Origin of the sequence: Legionella sp. D16C41, assembly GCF_048541585.1 — a bacterium.
In the GTDB taxonomy this organism is placed as follows: domain Bacteria; phylum Pseudomonadota; class Gammaproteobacteria; order Legionellales; family Legionellaceae; genus Legionella_C.
Genome location: NZ_CP183303.1, coordinates 849352 through 864465, shown reverse-complemented (window position 1 = coordinate 864465; position 15114 = coordinate 849352). Strand labels below are relative to the sequence as shown.

The window sequence follows — 15114 nt, the reverse complement described above, 5'->3', positions numbered from 1 at the left end:
ATATTGATTAAAAATTATAATTAGTCTTTTTTTTGTAACTTAGCTTCTGGCAGTTGTTGTTCCTCATCTAGTGCTCTTTTTTCTGGTTGAGAAGCAAATAAACTATGTCTTGTATCTGCTACTCGACTATCAAATTTATTCTCAACTTTTTGTGTAACCATTTCATCAATTACGGCTACAACCTCGTGATGACCCATAATCATTGCAATATCATATGGTGTAATACTGATTTTATCATTATTTAATTGCTCTGTTAAAAATTTAGTTAAACATTCCTCAACCATAGGCTCTTTATCTTTAATAAGAGATTGTAAATAGACTTTATTAACGACACAGGGTTCTTTAACATTAACTTTATGTAGAATTAATTCTTTAACAACATTAGCATGACCATGTTGTGCCGCAGTAAAAATAGGTGTTATCCCTTTTTTTGTTGCTATATTTAAGCTAGCATTAAATTTAGCAAGTATTTTAATAACTTCAACAAATCCATTATCCGAAGCTATGTAAGCAGGCGTTAATCCATCTTCCGTTTGAAAATTTAAATTAGCTTTAAATTTTCCTAATTGCTCAATGGCATTACAGCTGCCAAACTCAGCAGCAACATACGCTGGGGCAAAACCATTTCCGTTGATTTTATCTAAATTAACCTGCCAAGCCCCTAACTTTTCAATATAATCTCCTAAATTATATAGAGCAGCAAAAAAACTTAAATTAATAGTTTCTGTTTCACGAGAAGCTATCTCCTTAGTCAAAGGCCGTTTAAGTTTAAACTGTTTAAACCTTTCTTGTAACATCTCATAACGTTTATCATTACCTGTAACAATTAACTGTATACTAAAAGCTGTATAATGGCTTTCGCTATCTATATTTTTCTTTTTTTTAAAACTATAAACTATATCTGAAGTAACAAATGCTATATTTTTTTCATAGTCCTCTTCAATATCATCAATATCATCATTGCTATCAAAATCATCTGACTCATCACCGGGATCTGCATTACTTAAGCCGGTAACGGACCCTTCTAAATCAGCCTTATCCATATTAGCTTCAGCATCTGTGCTGTCTATACTAGCAGCTATATCAGGCGAATCTAGGTTATCTTCTAAATTTTTAATATCTCTGTATGTAAATTTTTCTTGTACTGGATCATAAGCTAAAGCAACCGTGTGTTCGTCATCCGATAATAAAAAGCCTATAGGCTCTTTGTAATCATCTAAATTCTTATCTAGAAACTGTTTTAATTCATGTAAATAAATTTCAATTTCATCCGTAGTTGCAATTAGTAAATCTAACCCAACTTCTTTTAAACCGCCTGCTTTCTCAATTTCAACTGATGATGCATAAGCAGAAACAACTTCAAACTGCTCTTGATTAATGTACCCTAGATTGTTAAATAAGGATGGGTAATTTTCTGGGGTTTGGTATAAGCTTAAGCTATCAAAAAAGGCTAGTATTTCAATTAATTCGTAGTCGTTAGAGGTTAAATTTTGTCCATTTTTAGCTAAGGTTTTATTTATCTGTTGAATTAAAAGATCAGTAGGTGTTGAAAGAATATATTTAATGCGATTTTCGAAACGTTCTAATTCTAAACGTCCTAATAGAGCAGCCTCCAGCCAGCGTAATGAAAATCCATGGCACAAACCTTCCTCTTTGGGGTATTTTAATTGTTGATGTAACGCTAATAAGGCAGTTACTTTTAATGGATTTAATGTATCTTGCTCATTATTAATTGGCATTAAAAATATCCAAACAATTAATTACTAATTATAGTTTAATTTGTGCAAATATTTTGCTTCTACCAGATAAGCATCCTTGTTATTTCCTGCCTACGTCCTGTAACTTCTTTGCGGGTCCGCGCTCAATTAAATCACTGGATCCCGTGGACAAGCCACGGGACGTAGTCAGAAGGATCAGAATAATAGCTTAAAAGCCATCATGGAAAACTTAAGTAACTTAATTAGCAAAAAACTTTGTTTCTGTCACATAATTACTGCTTGAAAAATAGTATATTTTATACCCTATATAATTTTCAATTACTAACTCTCTAGTGCCTTTGCTAAACTGACAACAAGTAGCAGGTGATGTTTCAAAATAAATATCGTTATAATTTATCGAGTAATCATGATGAACGTGTCCTGAAATTATTAAATCTATTTCAGATTGACCAATAACCGCAAAAAAACTTTCTTTATTCTCAAGTATATATTTATCGATTAAGGGGGTATTAACTTCTATTGGATGATGATGCATTACTAAGGCAACAGGTTTATTTCGCTCTTTTTTAAGCTCTAAATTAAGGAATTCAAGCTCATCGTCTAATAAAAATCCTGACTCTTTTCCATCTTGTTTAGTATTTAAAAAAATAAAATCCCATAAATGAGTAGCTAAAAAGTTTCCTTTAATAAAATTTTTTTTCTTAGCAAATACTTGGTGCATATTAGTAATAGAATCGTGATTTCCTGGAATCCAGAATATTTCGTTATTAAACTCCTTTAATGAATCTACAATTATTTCATAGGATTCTATACTTTCGTCTTGAGATAAATCGCCAGTTAAAAAAATAGCGTCTGTATCAGCAAGATCAGCCTGCATATTTTTTATTACTTTTTTAAATGCCAAATTAGTATTGATATTAAATACCGTTGAATTATCTCTAACCAGATGAGTATCTGTAATCTGTATTATTTTTATTTTTTCTTTGTTCAAATTCATATCTATTTTCGCTAGACTCTACAGTTGAAAAAATTTTAAACGAAAGAAGAGTAATTTTGAGTTATAAATCGCCATAATTCTAGGAATTGGGAAGGTCATTTTATTAATGTAGATTTTTACATTTAAGCACGATATACACAACTTCTAAACCTGCATCTTGGATGCTTAAGATTAAATAATTTAGTCTTGTAAACGCTATTGAAATTTTTTAGGCCATTAAATTGAGCTTTCTGTTCATGGCTAAGTTCAACTTGCGTTTTAATTTAAATTATTAGTTTGGAATTAGTAAGACCTAAAACTCACGCTTTAACTTTCCTTTTTTGAATTTTATATGTCCATAGAAGCACTATTTACTGAATATCTGTTTGAATAAATGTATATCTTTTTTACAGCAGAGCCCTCTTTGTTAATTTTTTATTAATCATTGTGTGCAATAATACTATATTATGGTTTTAATTTATCTATTCATTACACGAGGATTTAAGATGCCAGAAATTCCTAAAAAAATTCATATTGTATGGGTAAGTAAACCAATACCGAAAGACTATCTATTAAGTATTGTAAATTTAGCCCACTTAGCAAAAAAAAGTGGATTTGATTTCAATCTGTGGATGGATAAAGATAGCGATTTTCATAACACCGTTGCTAACCAGGATATTTTTATCCCTCAAGGTCTAATTAATATAAGAAATATTCAAACACTTTTGATAAACGCAAGAAATGATCCTTTTTATAAAACATCAGAAATCCAAAATTTAGGTGGTGAAAAACAACTGGAATCTTGTTTAGGAAGGGAAGCGGTAGGTAACGCCAACCCTGCAGCACGTAAAGATTTATTGATTCCTGAAATTCTGCGGCAAGAAGGCGGATATTTTTTTGATGCCGATACCATTTTTTTAATTCACTATATTGATTTTCCAGCTGTACAACCACAATTACAATCAGATGATGCTGAGCATGGTTTTAAAGCCGGCGTTGTTGTTTTTGATGAGTTAGGTAAATCTTTTTCAGGAGGTAATGACATTCTCGGTTCTATTGAGAATCATGAAATATTAAAACAACTTATTATAGAGATACTTACTACCTATAAACAATTTGATAAGCACCCTTCCTTGCTTTCATTTTATGGAGCTTTAGATGAAAAAAATGATTTAAAAAAACACCAACTAACATTGATGGATAAAAAGAGAAAAACTCAGGAAGAACCGCCTGAACCCGGCTATTTTACCGAAGACCGGTTTAACCTTACTATAAAAGGCTCTGGTCCTGAAGCTTTATGTAATACTCTCCAAAAATATTCTAAAGAACATCATATTGATAACCTTCAAACATTTACTTTTCCTATCGCAAGAGTAGATGGAAAACGCCGTTTGCGAGGTAAAAGTCAAGGTGGCGGTAAATGTTTTGAGGTGATGGGTATAAAAGTTCAATCAAATTCTGATAAAAATTGGATAAAGCAAGAGCCTGAAGAGTCTTGTAGCGCAAATAAACAAACTAACTTTGAATATCATACATCGCCGTCATTTTTTTCAAAAAATAGCGCTAAAGATAATGAACAACCTCCAGCTAAGAAATTAAAACAGACCTTTAATGCGTCGTAGCAAGATTTAATTTTAAAATGCTAATTTTAAAGTAGTGTCTATTAGATAGAGCAGATTTAATTAGTAGATAGTTTCATCAGGAACTATATGGGAAAAAGCATTGGTTTTAAATCATGGTGTAATGTTACAATTGATACAACTACTTCTAGTAAATTAGTTTTTAATATTCTCTTATTCATAGCCAATCTGAAGTATTATATTTCTATAGACAACTTAAAAGGAAATTAGCCATAAAAAATGAGTAAAGTGGAACTGTTAGCAAACCATAGATAGCGATTTTAGCTGCTAGTGATATATTTAGCTCTATGGGTTAAGCTATAATTTAATGACTTATGTATTTGTAAGATTTAGTACTCAATAAGATGCCACAACTTATTACGCAAAAAACCAAAACTCTAAAAATAAGACCCAATGGCCGTTCAGCAGACTTTATTACACCTAACTTTATCTATGGTTGTGCTGGAGGATGTCGTAACAGTTACTGTTATGTCATGCGTCATAATTTTAACAATATTTATATTAATGAAAATGTTGATGAGATTCTAGGCATTATTAACAATCATTTAATAAATCTTCCTACTAAAATACCGAATCAAACAGATGATAAATACTGGACTTATGATATTGGCTGCTCAACCGATGTTAGTCTACACTGGAAGCATACTGATTGGCTTAAAATATTTGCATTCTTTAAACAGCATCCCAAAGGCAAAGCGACCTTTGCAACTAAGTATGTCAATTCAAAACTGCTAGAATTTAATCCTCAAAAAAAAGTTAGAATACGATTTAGCATCATGCCCCAACAGATTAGCTCTACTTTAGAGCCTAAAACAACACCTATTACAGAACGTATAAATGCTGTTAACGTCTTTATAGAAGCAGGCTACGATGTGCATCTTAATTTCTCGCCAATTATTGTTTATGAAGGATGGTTAGATGAATACCGCGATTTATTTATCCTAATTAATGAAACAATTGAAAATAAATATAAACCCCAAGTTAAAGCTGAATGCATTTTTTTAACACACAATGCAAAACAACATGAAAGAAATATTGAATTAAAACGATTTGACAGTGAGTCTTTAATTTGGCGTCCAGATTTTCAAGAAAGTAAAGTCAGTCAATATGGTGGAGAAGCGGTACGATATAAATTAGGCCTTAAGAAAAACCTGATTCAACAGTGGCTTGCTCTGCACAATCAATATCTAGCCTGGAATACTATTCGCTATATTTTCTAATTAGATTTCAAGTAAATGACCTATGAAATTTTAGTATCCACTAAATAAGCAAATGGTTAAAAAGAATAATTCAATTGTTGGGTGGCCAAAATACCTAGCGAAGTGTCGTTTCGCTTATTAATGAATAACTTAAGCCTTACAGCTGAGATCCGCCCAAAAATTCATATTTTACAAATTAAAATTTCTTACAACATAGTCGCAATTCTTAGGGTTATGCAAAGAGCCTTATCTAGCTAAGAACTACTAATTAAGGAGAGTTGCATTTTTTAATAAATTGAATAATAATAGATTATTTTGTATAAATTGCTCCAAACATGAGTGATACTATTCCACAAAAAATGGTTAAATGGTTATTTCATGATACTGATTCCCTTTCGTTTAGATTTGGAGGCTGGATAAAATTATTGTGGGCAATGATTTTTAAAGCAAGCTCTTCATTTACAGTGCAATTTTTTAATGCTTTAAAAGAAAAAATCGCAGCAACCTTTGGTGATAAAACGCTAAGCGCCGCAAAAAAAGAAATTATTTGTTATAATGCGTTATCTTATTTAGCATTTGCGCACCCCCAAGAAGGTAGCCAGCTTGATATAAATGGAATCACTTATACTATTCATAAAATCAAATTGACATCAGGGTGGTTTAGCTCCCCTTACTATGCCTATGGTTTAACGAGTAAGGCATCCTCAATACTTATTTTTCCAGGCACAACAGTTCCTAGTGACCGTGGTTTTATTGCGGGGATTTTGGGTGATACTATGCCTGGCGGTGCTGTTGGTACTTTCCTTTATAGCCGCGGTAAAAAGCAGATTCAATCATGGATTAATAGTGAATATCAGCGAACTGGCCGTCCCGTGATATGCACAGGACAAAGTTTAGGTGGGGCGATGAGTATGCACTGTCATGTTCACCAACCAACGAAAGTAGATTTTTATGTATTTAATCCCCCTACTTTAACCTCACGTGAAGCTAGAATTTATGAACGAAATAAGAGTATCTCTAGTGATAAATCTGAAAGAACGTTAAAAGTAATTACCCATCATAGCGATCCTGTTTTCCGTATGGGTAGTTATTACTTACCACCCGGCACAAAAATTTTTCGACATGGTTCGAAAAATGAAAATAGTCTCACAGCCCATGCAAAAGCACCTAATTTTAAGAATCATACCCCAGAAATACCTGATACATTTGTCGATTATGAGCGTCAACAATTAAAAACTCGGATTTGGAAATTACAAAAAGTGTGTCTATTTATGGGCGCATTATTATGTCAAATGATTTGCTTATTGCCACGATTCATTATTCATACAGCCTATCATATTAAGCAATTTCACCACATGATTAAGCGCATAATTAAAAACCTAAGCGAGCATATAATTCATCAACAATTACCACCTAAAATGTCCATTAGAGGACTATCTAAAGCATCTGAATATATTGAAAGTTCTCGCTTAATTTTAAGTCTTATAGGACCTAATGCAGCTTCGTTTAATAATTATAAATCCAATACTAGAGCATTAGGGACTTGGGATAAATTAGAGTATCCTACTTGTATTAATTATAAGAAGGAAGATAGTCCGCCTATCTTTGTTAAAAAAAACAATGTTAGCAGGCATTTAAATGCTCAAGATGAAAAGGCGTCATTTTTGAATAATTGTAGTTTTACAACTTCTGTCTTATAAAAGCTATTTCGCAATAACTCAACCCCTTTTAAAATAATATAATTTGTACTTTAGACTGTTTCAGTAGGAATCTTTTATTTCGAACGATGCAGTCCCTTTGATGAATAGGTATCAAAAACAATAAATTTTTTGCCATCTCTTTCCACTGTTTTGCCAAAGAGGCGTTGTTTGCCGCTTACTTTGGCCTCCCAAGTATCAGCACCTAAATATTTAATTCCTGATTGGCCAAATTCACGACAAATCTCTCCTTCTAATGCAGCTTTTTTTAACTTTTTATATAAAACAAAGTTCGTTTTTTTAAGCTTATTAAAATCTGAAATATCTTTTTTAATAACAGGAAAAAAGCTTGAATTATCTTTAGCGATAAAGTGTCCTTTAATCTGGGCGCCAACTTTACCATCTGGAAAAGTTGGTACATCTATAGCTTCCATACTGTCAACATCTTTTTTACTATCTTTAACCTCTTTTTCTTCTTGTACATCAGTCTCTTTAGCTTTTGATTTTTTCTTTTTTGATGTCGATGAAGAAGGGAAAAATGATTGAGTTTGAGTGAATTTTTGTTTTAATACTTGCTGTTTATCGTTAATAGATATTTGTAATTTTTTAATATTGTCTTGATAATTTGCTGATTGCTCGCTGATTTGGGGATGCTGAAGTATTTCCTCACAAATTTTGCTAGCACCTTTTAAATTATTATGAGCTATATAATGTTCAATTAATTGATGTTTCGCTACGAAAAGATCTTGATATAATACAGCAAGCTCAAGTGTATTTAAGTCTCCTAAGTAAGTATGATTATCAATAAGCTCTTCGATTAAAAGTACCTTAGCGCTAACTTTCTCTGTTTTCTCAACTAATTTTCTCAGAACCTCATTGGCTTTTTTGACATATTCTTTTGTATTATCAAGGTCTATCTCCATCAAACTATTATAGCAATCAAGCGCTGCAACAAATTTTTTATTTGCTTTATTATTTGTTGCAAGCATATTATAACTAGTGCGCATTACAGACAGGTAATCATTTGGCTTATGGTCTACCGACCCTAATGACAAAGTATAGTAAGCGGCACACTTATCTGCAGCAATTGCAATTATACTCAAATTGGGACTTGGTTGAGTTATCAACGTTCTAAGAAGCAGAAAATTTAGGTCAGCAATAATTTGAGGACGAATAAATTTTGATGGCAATCTATTCGCAATAGAAATTAATTCTTCACCTATTTCAAGCGCTAGCCCATCTTGACTATTAATTAATTGTAAAACTAATGAACTCATCATTGAATTCACGAGCTCTTCATTGCCTGTTTTTAATAGAGATCTTATATATGTTACAATATCCGATAGACTTTTTTGTAGCGTACCCTCTGATTTGAGGGTTTTTTGTAAATGATTTATTAAATATTTATCTATAACCTTAGCAATTTTAATAATATTTTCTTTATCGCTAGAGCCAAGTTTGTTACTTGTAAAGAATATAGCTGCCTCTATAGCCAAATCAATATTATCCCTTTGGCTAGCATCTTCTATTGCTTTGAGCCAAAAATCTGTTATTCCCTTATAAAACCCTTCTCTTCTCTCTGAAGGTATATTTAATTTCTGCATTTTAACATATATTTCCTTGGTACCTGCCAATAATTGTTTAAATGCAGAACGGTTTGCCGCACTAAAATCACCAAAAAATGATGTGTTAGTTTGACTTAAAAAAACGAGCCCTAAAGCAGCTTCTTCTATTGTTTTTGTGTTTGTTGTATTACTTTCTGCTGATTTTAATGCTTTTGAAATAGCTTTAACTAATGAGCTAGCTACCTTTTCTCTGTCGTGTTGCAGGACAGTTTTGGATATGAAAAGTCCTAGATAGAAAAATAATGGAGCTTGTGCAGGTGGATGTGATTCAATAAGAGCTATAGTAGACGACAAATTGTTATCAATTTTTTCAGCTATAGTCTTAAAATTATTATCTGAAATATTTGCCTTTGTTAAGATTTTATTTGAAAGAACTTCAATATCCTTAAGATAAAAATTGAGTGAATTAAAATTAAATGATTGCCGCTCTTCTTCTGTACTTTGCAAAAACATTGCCTTTTCGGTAGCATTAAGTTTTTCAATAAAAAAATAAATTCCTTGTGTTATTTTCCTTGGATCTACCGCTGGTAGTTTTATACTCCTCAGGGCTGAAGCCATATTATACATTACATTATGAAGTCGCATCAGATCTTTTTTATTATTTGTAATTTGTAATACAAACCAAAATTTTTCCGTATCAGTTTGTATTTTCTGAAGCGCTTGATCTGTTAATTTCGTCGTGATCCGTACTTGCGATATTATTAGATTATTAAGGTTTGGATTAGGCTTATTTGCATCTCGATAATACATTTCAAGTAAACCACCAATTTCTCTTATTCGAGTTTTATAGTTATAGCGAATAACATTTTTAACGAATGATGGATCACTTTCTAACCGAAAAACCTTGGTGATTAAATTTAAGAATTCTATATCATTTGTTGGCTGTGCACTTTGAATAAATTCTTTTTCGATATTATCCAAATCAGTAAAAACTTTTAAAAAGCTATCGTTCATATTCTTCATTATTGACAAGGTTTGATTTTTTTCTTTAACCTTTCCTAAAAAACTATTAGAAGCAATAAATAATTCACGTGATAATTGAGAATCTATGTTATCTAAGTTACGGCCAATATTCTGAAGATTTTTAGCGAGCCTAAACTTTTCAGTATCGCCTATACTATCAGAGTTAACACCTTTAATAATCATGAGAGATATTTTCTGAATTATTTCAGGATGGATAGATTTATTATCTTTAGAGTAAATACTAAGAAAATCTAAAATTCGTATCACTTGCTCAGCCGTCAGAGCATTTTTTACAAGCTTGTTATTTATTGTATCCAAAATAGATAGGCTGTTTAGATCATTTAATTTTATAAGTTCAATAAATGACTCGTATATTGCCTCTTGTTCAAATAATATGCTTGTAGGATCTTGCGAGCTAGAACTTGCGAATGCACTTAATGATAACTCTAAACTTTCTGCAGCTTGTTTAATATTGCCATGATGTAACTGATATCTAAATAAACGCCAATTTAGGGGGCCATTAATAGCCGCCATAGTCGATGTATTAGCCGAATATTTTTTGGGGTCAGTCATACCTTGAGCTTTTTGAAAATAAAATTGGCTAAGGTCGTTATCATTTTTAGCTTGATAATAATCTGCTAAACTATAGGCTAATAATGCATATTTTGACTTATCAGCATTGGAAGTTTTATCAGTTTCTTTCCAGTTATCTACCCATAATTTTACCGGATTTAAGACTTTTGCAATTATTTCAGGTTTATCTTGTGCGTAATCTAATATGGTTTTCCTAGTCCTAAGTCCTCCTTTGCTTACATCAGCACCGCTTTTTAATAAAGCTTCTACCAACTCAACGTTGCCTATTCTGCACGCTTCAGCGAGCGGTGTTTGTTTATAATTAGAGCTTAAATTATCCACATAAATACTTTTATCTTTAGGCTCATCTTCTTGTAAAAAGGCTATTATTTCAGCAAATTTATTTTGTTGTATCCATTCGTGAATAATTCCAGGAGATACATCTGATTTTGGCATAACTCCACCATAAAATTGATAAGTCTATTAAATTATAGAGCATATTTATCAATTTACGGCCTATTTCTTAATATCCTATCCCTATACTTAATCCTACCAATAAGATGCTTTTATGCTCTGATGAAGGGCATTTTGTGAAGCATTTAACATGCAAGAAAGTAAATAATCCTATAATTTTGATTGCGCTTCGCTATATTAATGCTGCCTTAGCTAGCTTTGGAATTTAGAAATTTTTAAAAGATATTATTTAATACTTATTTGAACGTTTAGCAAATACAATTCGATTCAATAAAAAAGTTAGAGGTAATAGAATAATTATTACCAATAGTGGAGCAAAAGTTATTGAAAACCCAAACCAAACTAGAAGTTGTAATGCTGCCGCACCTAACAAATATTGCAGTAAATAGATTAAGGGAAATTTTAAAAAAGTATGTACCGATATGGGCCTTTTAAATACAGCACTATTCATAAAATATAGTGCAATGATTGAAATACAATAAGCTATTAAATAAGCATATTGGTAATTTATAACCTTATATAAACATACATAAAGAATAAACATTATCAATGTACTTAATAATCCTGCCACAGCGAAACCAAACATTTGTTTTTTCACGGCTGGCTTAATAAATTTCATTTTTACAACTCTCAAATTATTTGTTAAAACACTAAATATTTTATTCATTAAATCGAGTAGTTAAGCTTTATAAATTACTATTTAGTAATAAAGAGAAGCCTTTTAATTTCTTAATTTTTTTACAAAAGAAATTCTACTTTTTAGAACTCTAAAATTATAACTGGAGGCATAAATTCAAGAGAAAGTTAGTAGAATAGCATAATCACTTGTGACATCCATACTATAAGACTTTCGATAGTTAGAATTTTTATTTTTAGTATGCGCCTAAATAAAAGAAGCAAAAGTAATAAAGGCTAGTATTATCAAGTTATCAAGTTAAATCTATTAAAATTGCTAATGTGCTAAATATAATGTCTATTCCAATAGCCCCATAAACATAATTAAGTTTAACCTATTAACATTTGAGTTACTAAAAAATGAGCCATTTTCTAAAAATACCACCTACACATCTAAAAAATTATGAATATCGTTTTAAAAACTTTAGGCCATAAGGAATTATCTTTGTTCTACAGAAATAATCTCACCGCTATTGCCATAGTTCAACTTAGACTTATACTAAGATTTCATTTCAATAGTAGTTAGCTATTAAATAAATCTAATAATTTGGCGACTTTAAATACCTACTTAAAAAGCCTAAACATACTAGTTTTACATTATAAACCTAAGTTTACAGCAGTAATCTCATTATGTTTTTCCGGCGTATTGCTTAATAATGCCGGTGGTGTTATCGAATATTTATGGCAATAAGCTAGAATATCGGCTTTAGCTCCCATTTTATAATGACCTTTACCATCTGAAAAAGCATAATTATCACAGCCGCTTTGTTTAAATAAAAACGCATAACCAGCATTTGCTTGCTGTTGAAAAAATTTATTAGCTTTTACATTTTGTTCGTCGTTCGGAAAATGTAAAGATTGATTATGAATATTATTCTCACCAAACTCTTTAGCAAAATTTTCAAATATCTGATGATATATAGCTTGAACTTCAAACGGTTTAGGAGCTGGTTTATACATATTTTGTAAAATATCTACTGCAGGAAGCTCATCTAAACCTTCTTCATCAATTAGCCTCATCTGAAGCTTTTCCAATTCATTCTGCTCTTTAAAACTTAATTGCTGCTGCCGCGCTTTTATTAACAAAGCCGCTTCTTGTTCATTAATAATTTTTCTTAACTCTTCAAGTGTTTTTGCCATACTAACTTTTAATGTAAATGAATAAGATTATACTAAAAAAATGCATAAGTTTTAATTGATCCTTGTTTATTATTTTCATTATTTTTACAGTTATATAAATAAACTGTATTTATAGTAAACGATTTTTTTATTACATTTTAAGAACATTAATATATTTTTTAGCAAATTCCTCACGATCATTAAGATCAAGCATTGTCTGTTCTCGATTATTAATTCGTTCTGAATAATTAATCCTACCGCTTACATCAAACTTTCTACTTTCTTGGAAAAATAGATAGGGTTCAATCGTATTTTTATTTATTTTAAACACTAAATCTTTAAAAAATTTTTTATGCTCTGGGTATTTTGCAGCCATAATTTGTAGCGCTTTTGTAAGCTGTTGTTCAAAGAGACCTGGATTTTTAGCAGTAATGAAGCGTTCAAGGATATATTGATTATTAATTTGATAATTATTGCTCTCAATCTCTCCATGCTTAAATCGCTGTACTTGTACTAAATGAAATGTTTGCGCAATAATTGTAAAAAATTGCTTCTGATTTTGTTCAAATGGGGTATTAGGGAATTTTGTAGCTAGTTCATTTAATAAAATTAAACACTCATTAGCTATTTGTTCTAATTTTTTTGTTAACTCGGGGTTTCTAAATGCATTCTTAAGGCTTTTAGCAAGCCAAAATTCATACCACTTTGACTGCCTTTTTTTATTATTATTTAGGTATTGAAAAGCTTTTTCAAATTCAGCAATTACTTCAGATAATACGGCCATACTACTTCTTTATTGAAATCATATATCATAACTTAGCCACAAAAAAATTTATACATTGTAAGAAAAATTCTATTCATTCAAATTAAGATGTAACTTACAAAAAATTATAGGTTAATAAATTGACTTTAATTAACCCGTAATTCATTAAGGCTATACTAGCTGAAAATATTATAGTAAGCATATTAAATCATTTTAGTGAAGCACTCTTATTAGCTATCAGAAAAAATTAATAATCCAGGAAAATGAAAAAGAATAATTTACCGTCTCAAACTATTATACGATTCTGGAGTTTCACTATCTGCAATATTTGCTAATTCAAAGAAATTAAATTCTTTTGGTTCTAAAGTTAAGTAAGACTCCTTAAAACCTATTAGATCATGACTTATGTTTGGCCCTCCGGCATACCAGCGACCCTGGTTATCCAAGTAAAACGTATGTGAAGTGGCGGTAATGATGTTAATGATTTTATTTGAGTTGGGTAAATTTATAGGGTGAAAAATTTTACTATATTCCCACGCTCTTGTAACAGGGCGCCTAGTATCATTTGCTTGATATCGGATATAAGCTCCAGAAAAATACCATTGATTTTGCTTATCGCATGCAAAAACATGATAATCACCCACTATAAGTTTCTCAATTGGAAGATTATCTAGCGTTTTATATTCAAAAATAGAATACTGCGAAACAATATCACTAGCTCCTAATTGGTTACGACTATTTTGACCGTAAGCAAACCATCGGCCGCTACTTCCCTTTAGAAAAGTATTTTCTTTCCCAAGCTTAACATCCAAGATTGCTTCTTCGTTGGGTAATGTGATAAGCACAGGCTCATAGACTTCTTCTTCAGCACCAAAAAACTCACCTTTACCAAATCCATACCACCTACCATCATTATCGCGCAAACAAGTATGCTTATCTTTACTAACTATATGGGTGATATTTTTACCTTGCTCCTGAAGATAATCTAATGATGCTTGATGTGGCCCTGAAGAATGCCACTTACCATTGTTATCACACATAAAATAGTTGTAATCACCTGTCACAACTTTAGTAATAATACTATCTTTAAGCTGTAGCTTTCTTATTTGTTCGGCATAGGTGGGAAGTGCAGTTAAAGAGAGATGTTTACCAAATTCAAAATAATTATTTTTCCCATCACTAAAAATAGCATATTCACTGCCAACATGGATGGTACGTATCGAAACATTACCAGGTATAGGAATTTGCTCTATAGTTTCTTTTAAACCGCTATAGGGTCGTCCAACAGCAAAAACTTTTCCTCTCCACAAATAAAAGCTGCCAAATGCATGGACTGCAATAGCTAATCTTTTATTATTCATTATATTGTTTAATTCATCATCTAAACCAAATTTTTTGGAGGTTAATCTTAATGAAAAAATACTTTGTAGAGAAAGGTAATTAGAGGCTAATACGCCAATAACATCCTTAGGCACATCTAAAAGCGTTGTTTTGTTTAGAGCAGTTTGACTTGATAAAATAGTTTTTTCTTCTGGCATAAAAATATCCCTTTAATGTCATTAGGATGTAGTTCAAACTTGGTTGCCAATTTTTAATTAGAAAAAATTTTTGATGCCATCAAGTTTAAGCAAACAAATTTTGATTTAAAGCTGTTTACCATCAATAAATATCTGCATTGGGCTCGTCCATAAT

10 protein-coding genes are annotated in these 15114 nt (G+C 31.2%); 3 read left to right on the top strand and 7 right to left on the bottom strand.

The window, feature by feature from the left end; translation table 11 throughout:
* Window positions 1-20 precede the first annotated feature (20 nt).
* Entirely contained in the window at window positions 21-1739 is a 1719-nt protein-coding gene (locus tag ACNVED_RS03830; RefSeq protein ID WP_419420440.1) for an ankyrin repeat domain-containing protein, read from the bottom strand.
* Window positions 1740-1956: 217 nt separating this feature from the next.
* Entirely contained in the window at window positions 1957-2709 is a 753-nt protein-coding gene (locus ACNVED_RS03825) for a metallophosphoesterase (protein WP_419420439.1), read from the bottom strand.
* A gap of 491 nt (window positions 2710-3200) precedes the next feature.
* Here ACNVED_RS03825 and ACNVED_RS03820 point away from each other — a divergent pair, with 491 nt between their 5' ends.
* The 3 genes from ACNVED_RS03820 (at window position 3201) to ACNVED_RS03810 (ending at window position 7233) form a co-directional block, all read left to right on the top strand.
* On the top strand, window positions 3201-4316 hold the full coding sequence (locus ACNVED_RS03820; protein WP_419420438.1) for a hypothetical protein: 1116 nt from the start codon (window positions 3201-3203) through the stop codon (window positions 4314-4316).
* A 362-nt stretch (window positions 4317-4678) separates the two neighbouring features.
* Window positions 4679-5554 (top strand): radical SAM protein, encoded by an 876-nt coding sequence (locus tag ACNVED_RS03815; protein WP_419420437.1) that lies wholly within the window; start codon window positions 4679-4681, stop codon window positions 5552-5554.
* 314 nt (window positions 5555-5868) lie between these two features.
* The gene (locus tag ACNVED_RS03810; RefSeq protein WP_419420436.1) at window positions 5869-7233 is read left to right on the top strand and encodes a hypothetical protein; all 1365 of its coding nucleotides are present in this window, start codon (window positions 5869-5871) and stop codon (window positions 7231-7233) included.
* A gap of 74 nt (window positions 7234-7307) precedes the next feature.
* On the opposite strand, the gene ACNVED_RS03805 is transcribed toward ACNVED_RS03810, so the two are convergent.
* The 5 genes from ACNVED_RS03805 to ACNVED_RS03785 form a co-directional block, all read right to left on the bottom strand.
* Entirely contained in the window at window positions 7308-10847 is a 3540-nt protein-coding gene (locus ACNVED_RS03805) for a hypothetical protein (protein WP_419420435.1), read from the bottom strand.
* A 247-nt stretch (window positions 10848-11094) separates the two neighbouring features.
* Window positions 11095-11484: a GtrA family protein gene (locus ACNVED_RS03800; RefSeq protein ID WP_419420434.1), complete on the bottom strand. Its 390-nt coding sequence runs from the start codon at window positions 11482-11484 to the stop codon at window positions 11095-11097.
* Between the two features lie 653 nt (window positions 11485-12137).
* A complete protein-coding gene (locus tag ACNVED_RS03795) occupies window positions 12138-12680 on the bottom strand; it encodes a hypothetical protein (RefSeq protein ID WP_419420433.1) in 543 nt (180 codons plus the stop codon).
* Window positions 12681-12810: 130 nt separating this feature from the next.
* On the bottom strand, window positions 12811-13443 hold the full coding sequence (locus ACNVED_RS03790; RefSeq protein WP_419420432.1) for a hypothetical protein: 633 nt from the start codon (window positions 13441-13443) through the stop codon (window positions 12811-12813).
* A 257-nt stretch (window positions 13444-13700) separates the two neighbouring features.
* Window positions 13701-14960 (bottom strand): hypothetical protein, encoded by a 1260-nt coding sequence (locus ACNVED_RS03785; protein ID WP_419420431.1) that lies wholly within the window; start codon window positions 14958-14960, stop codon window positions 13701-13703.
* Window positions 14961-15114 lie beyond the last annotated feature (154 nt).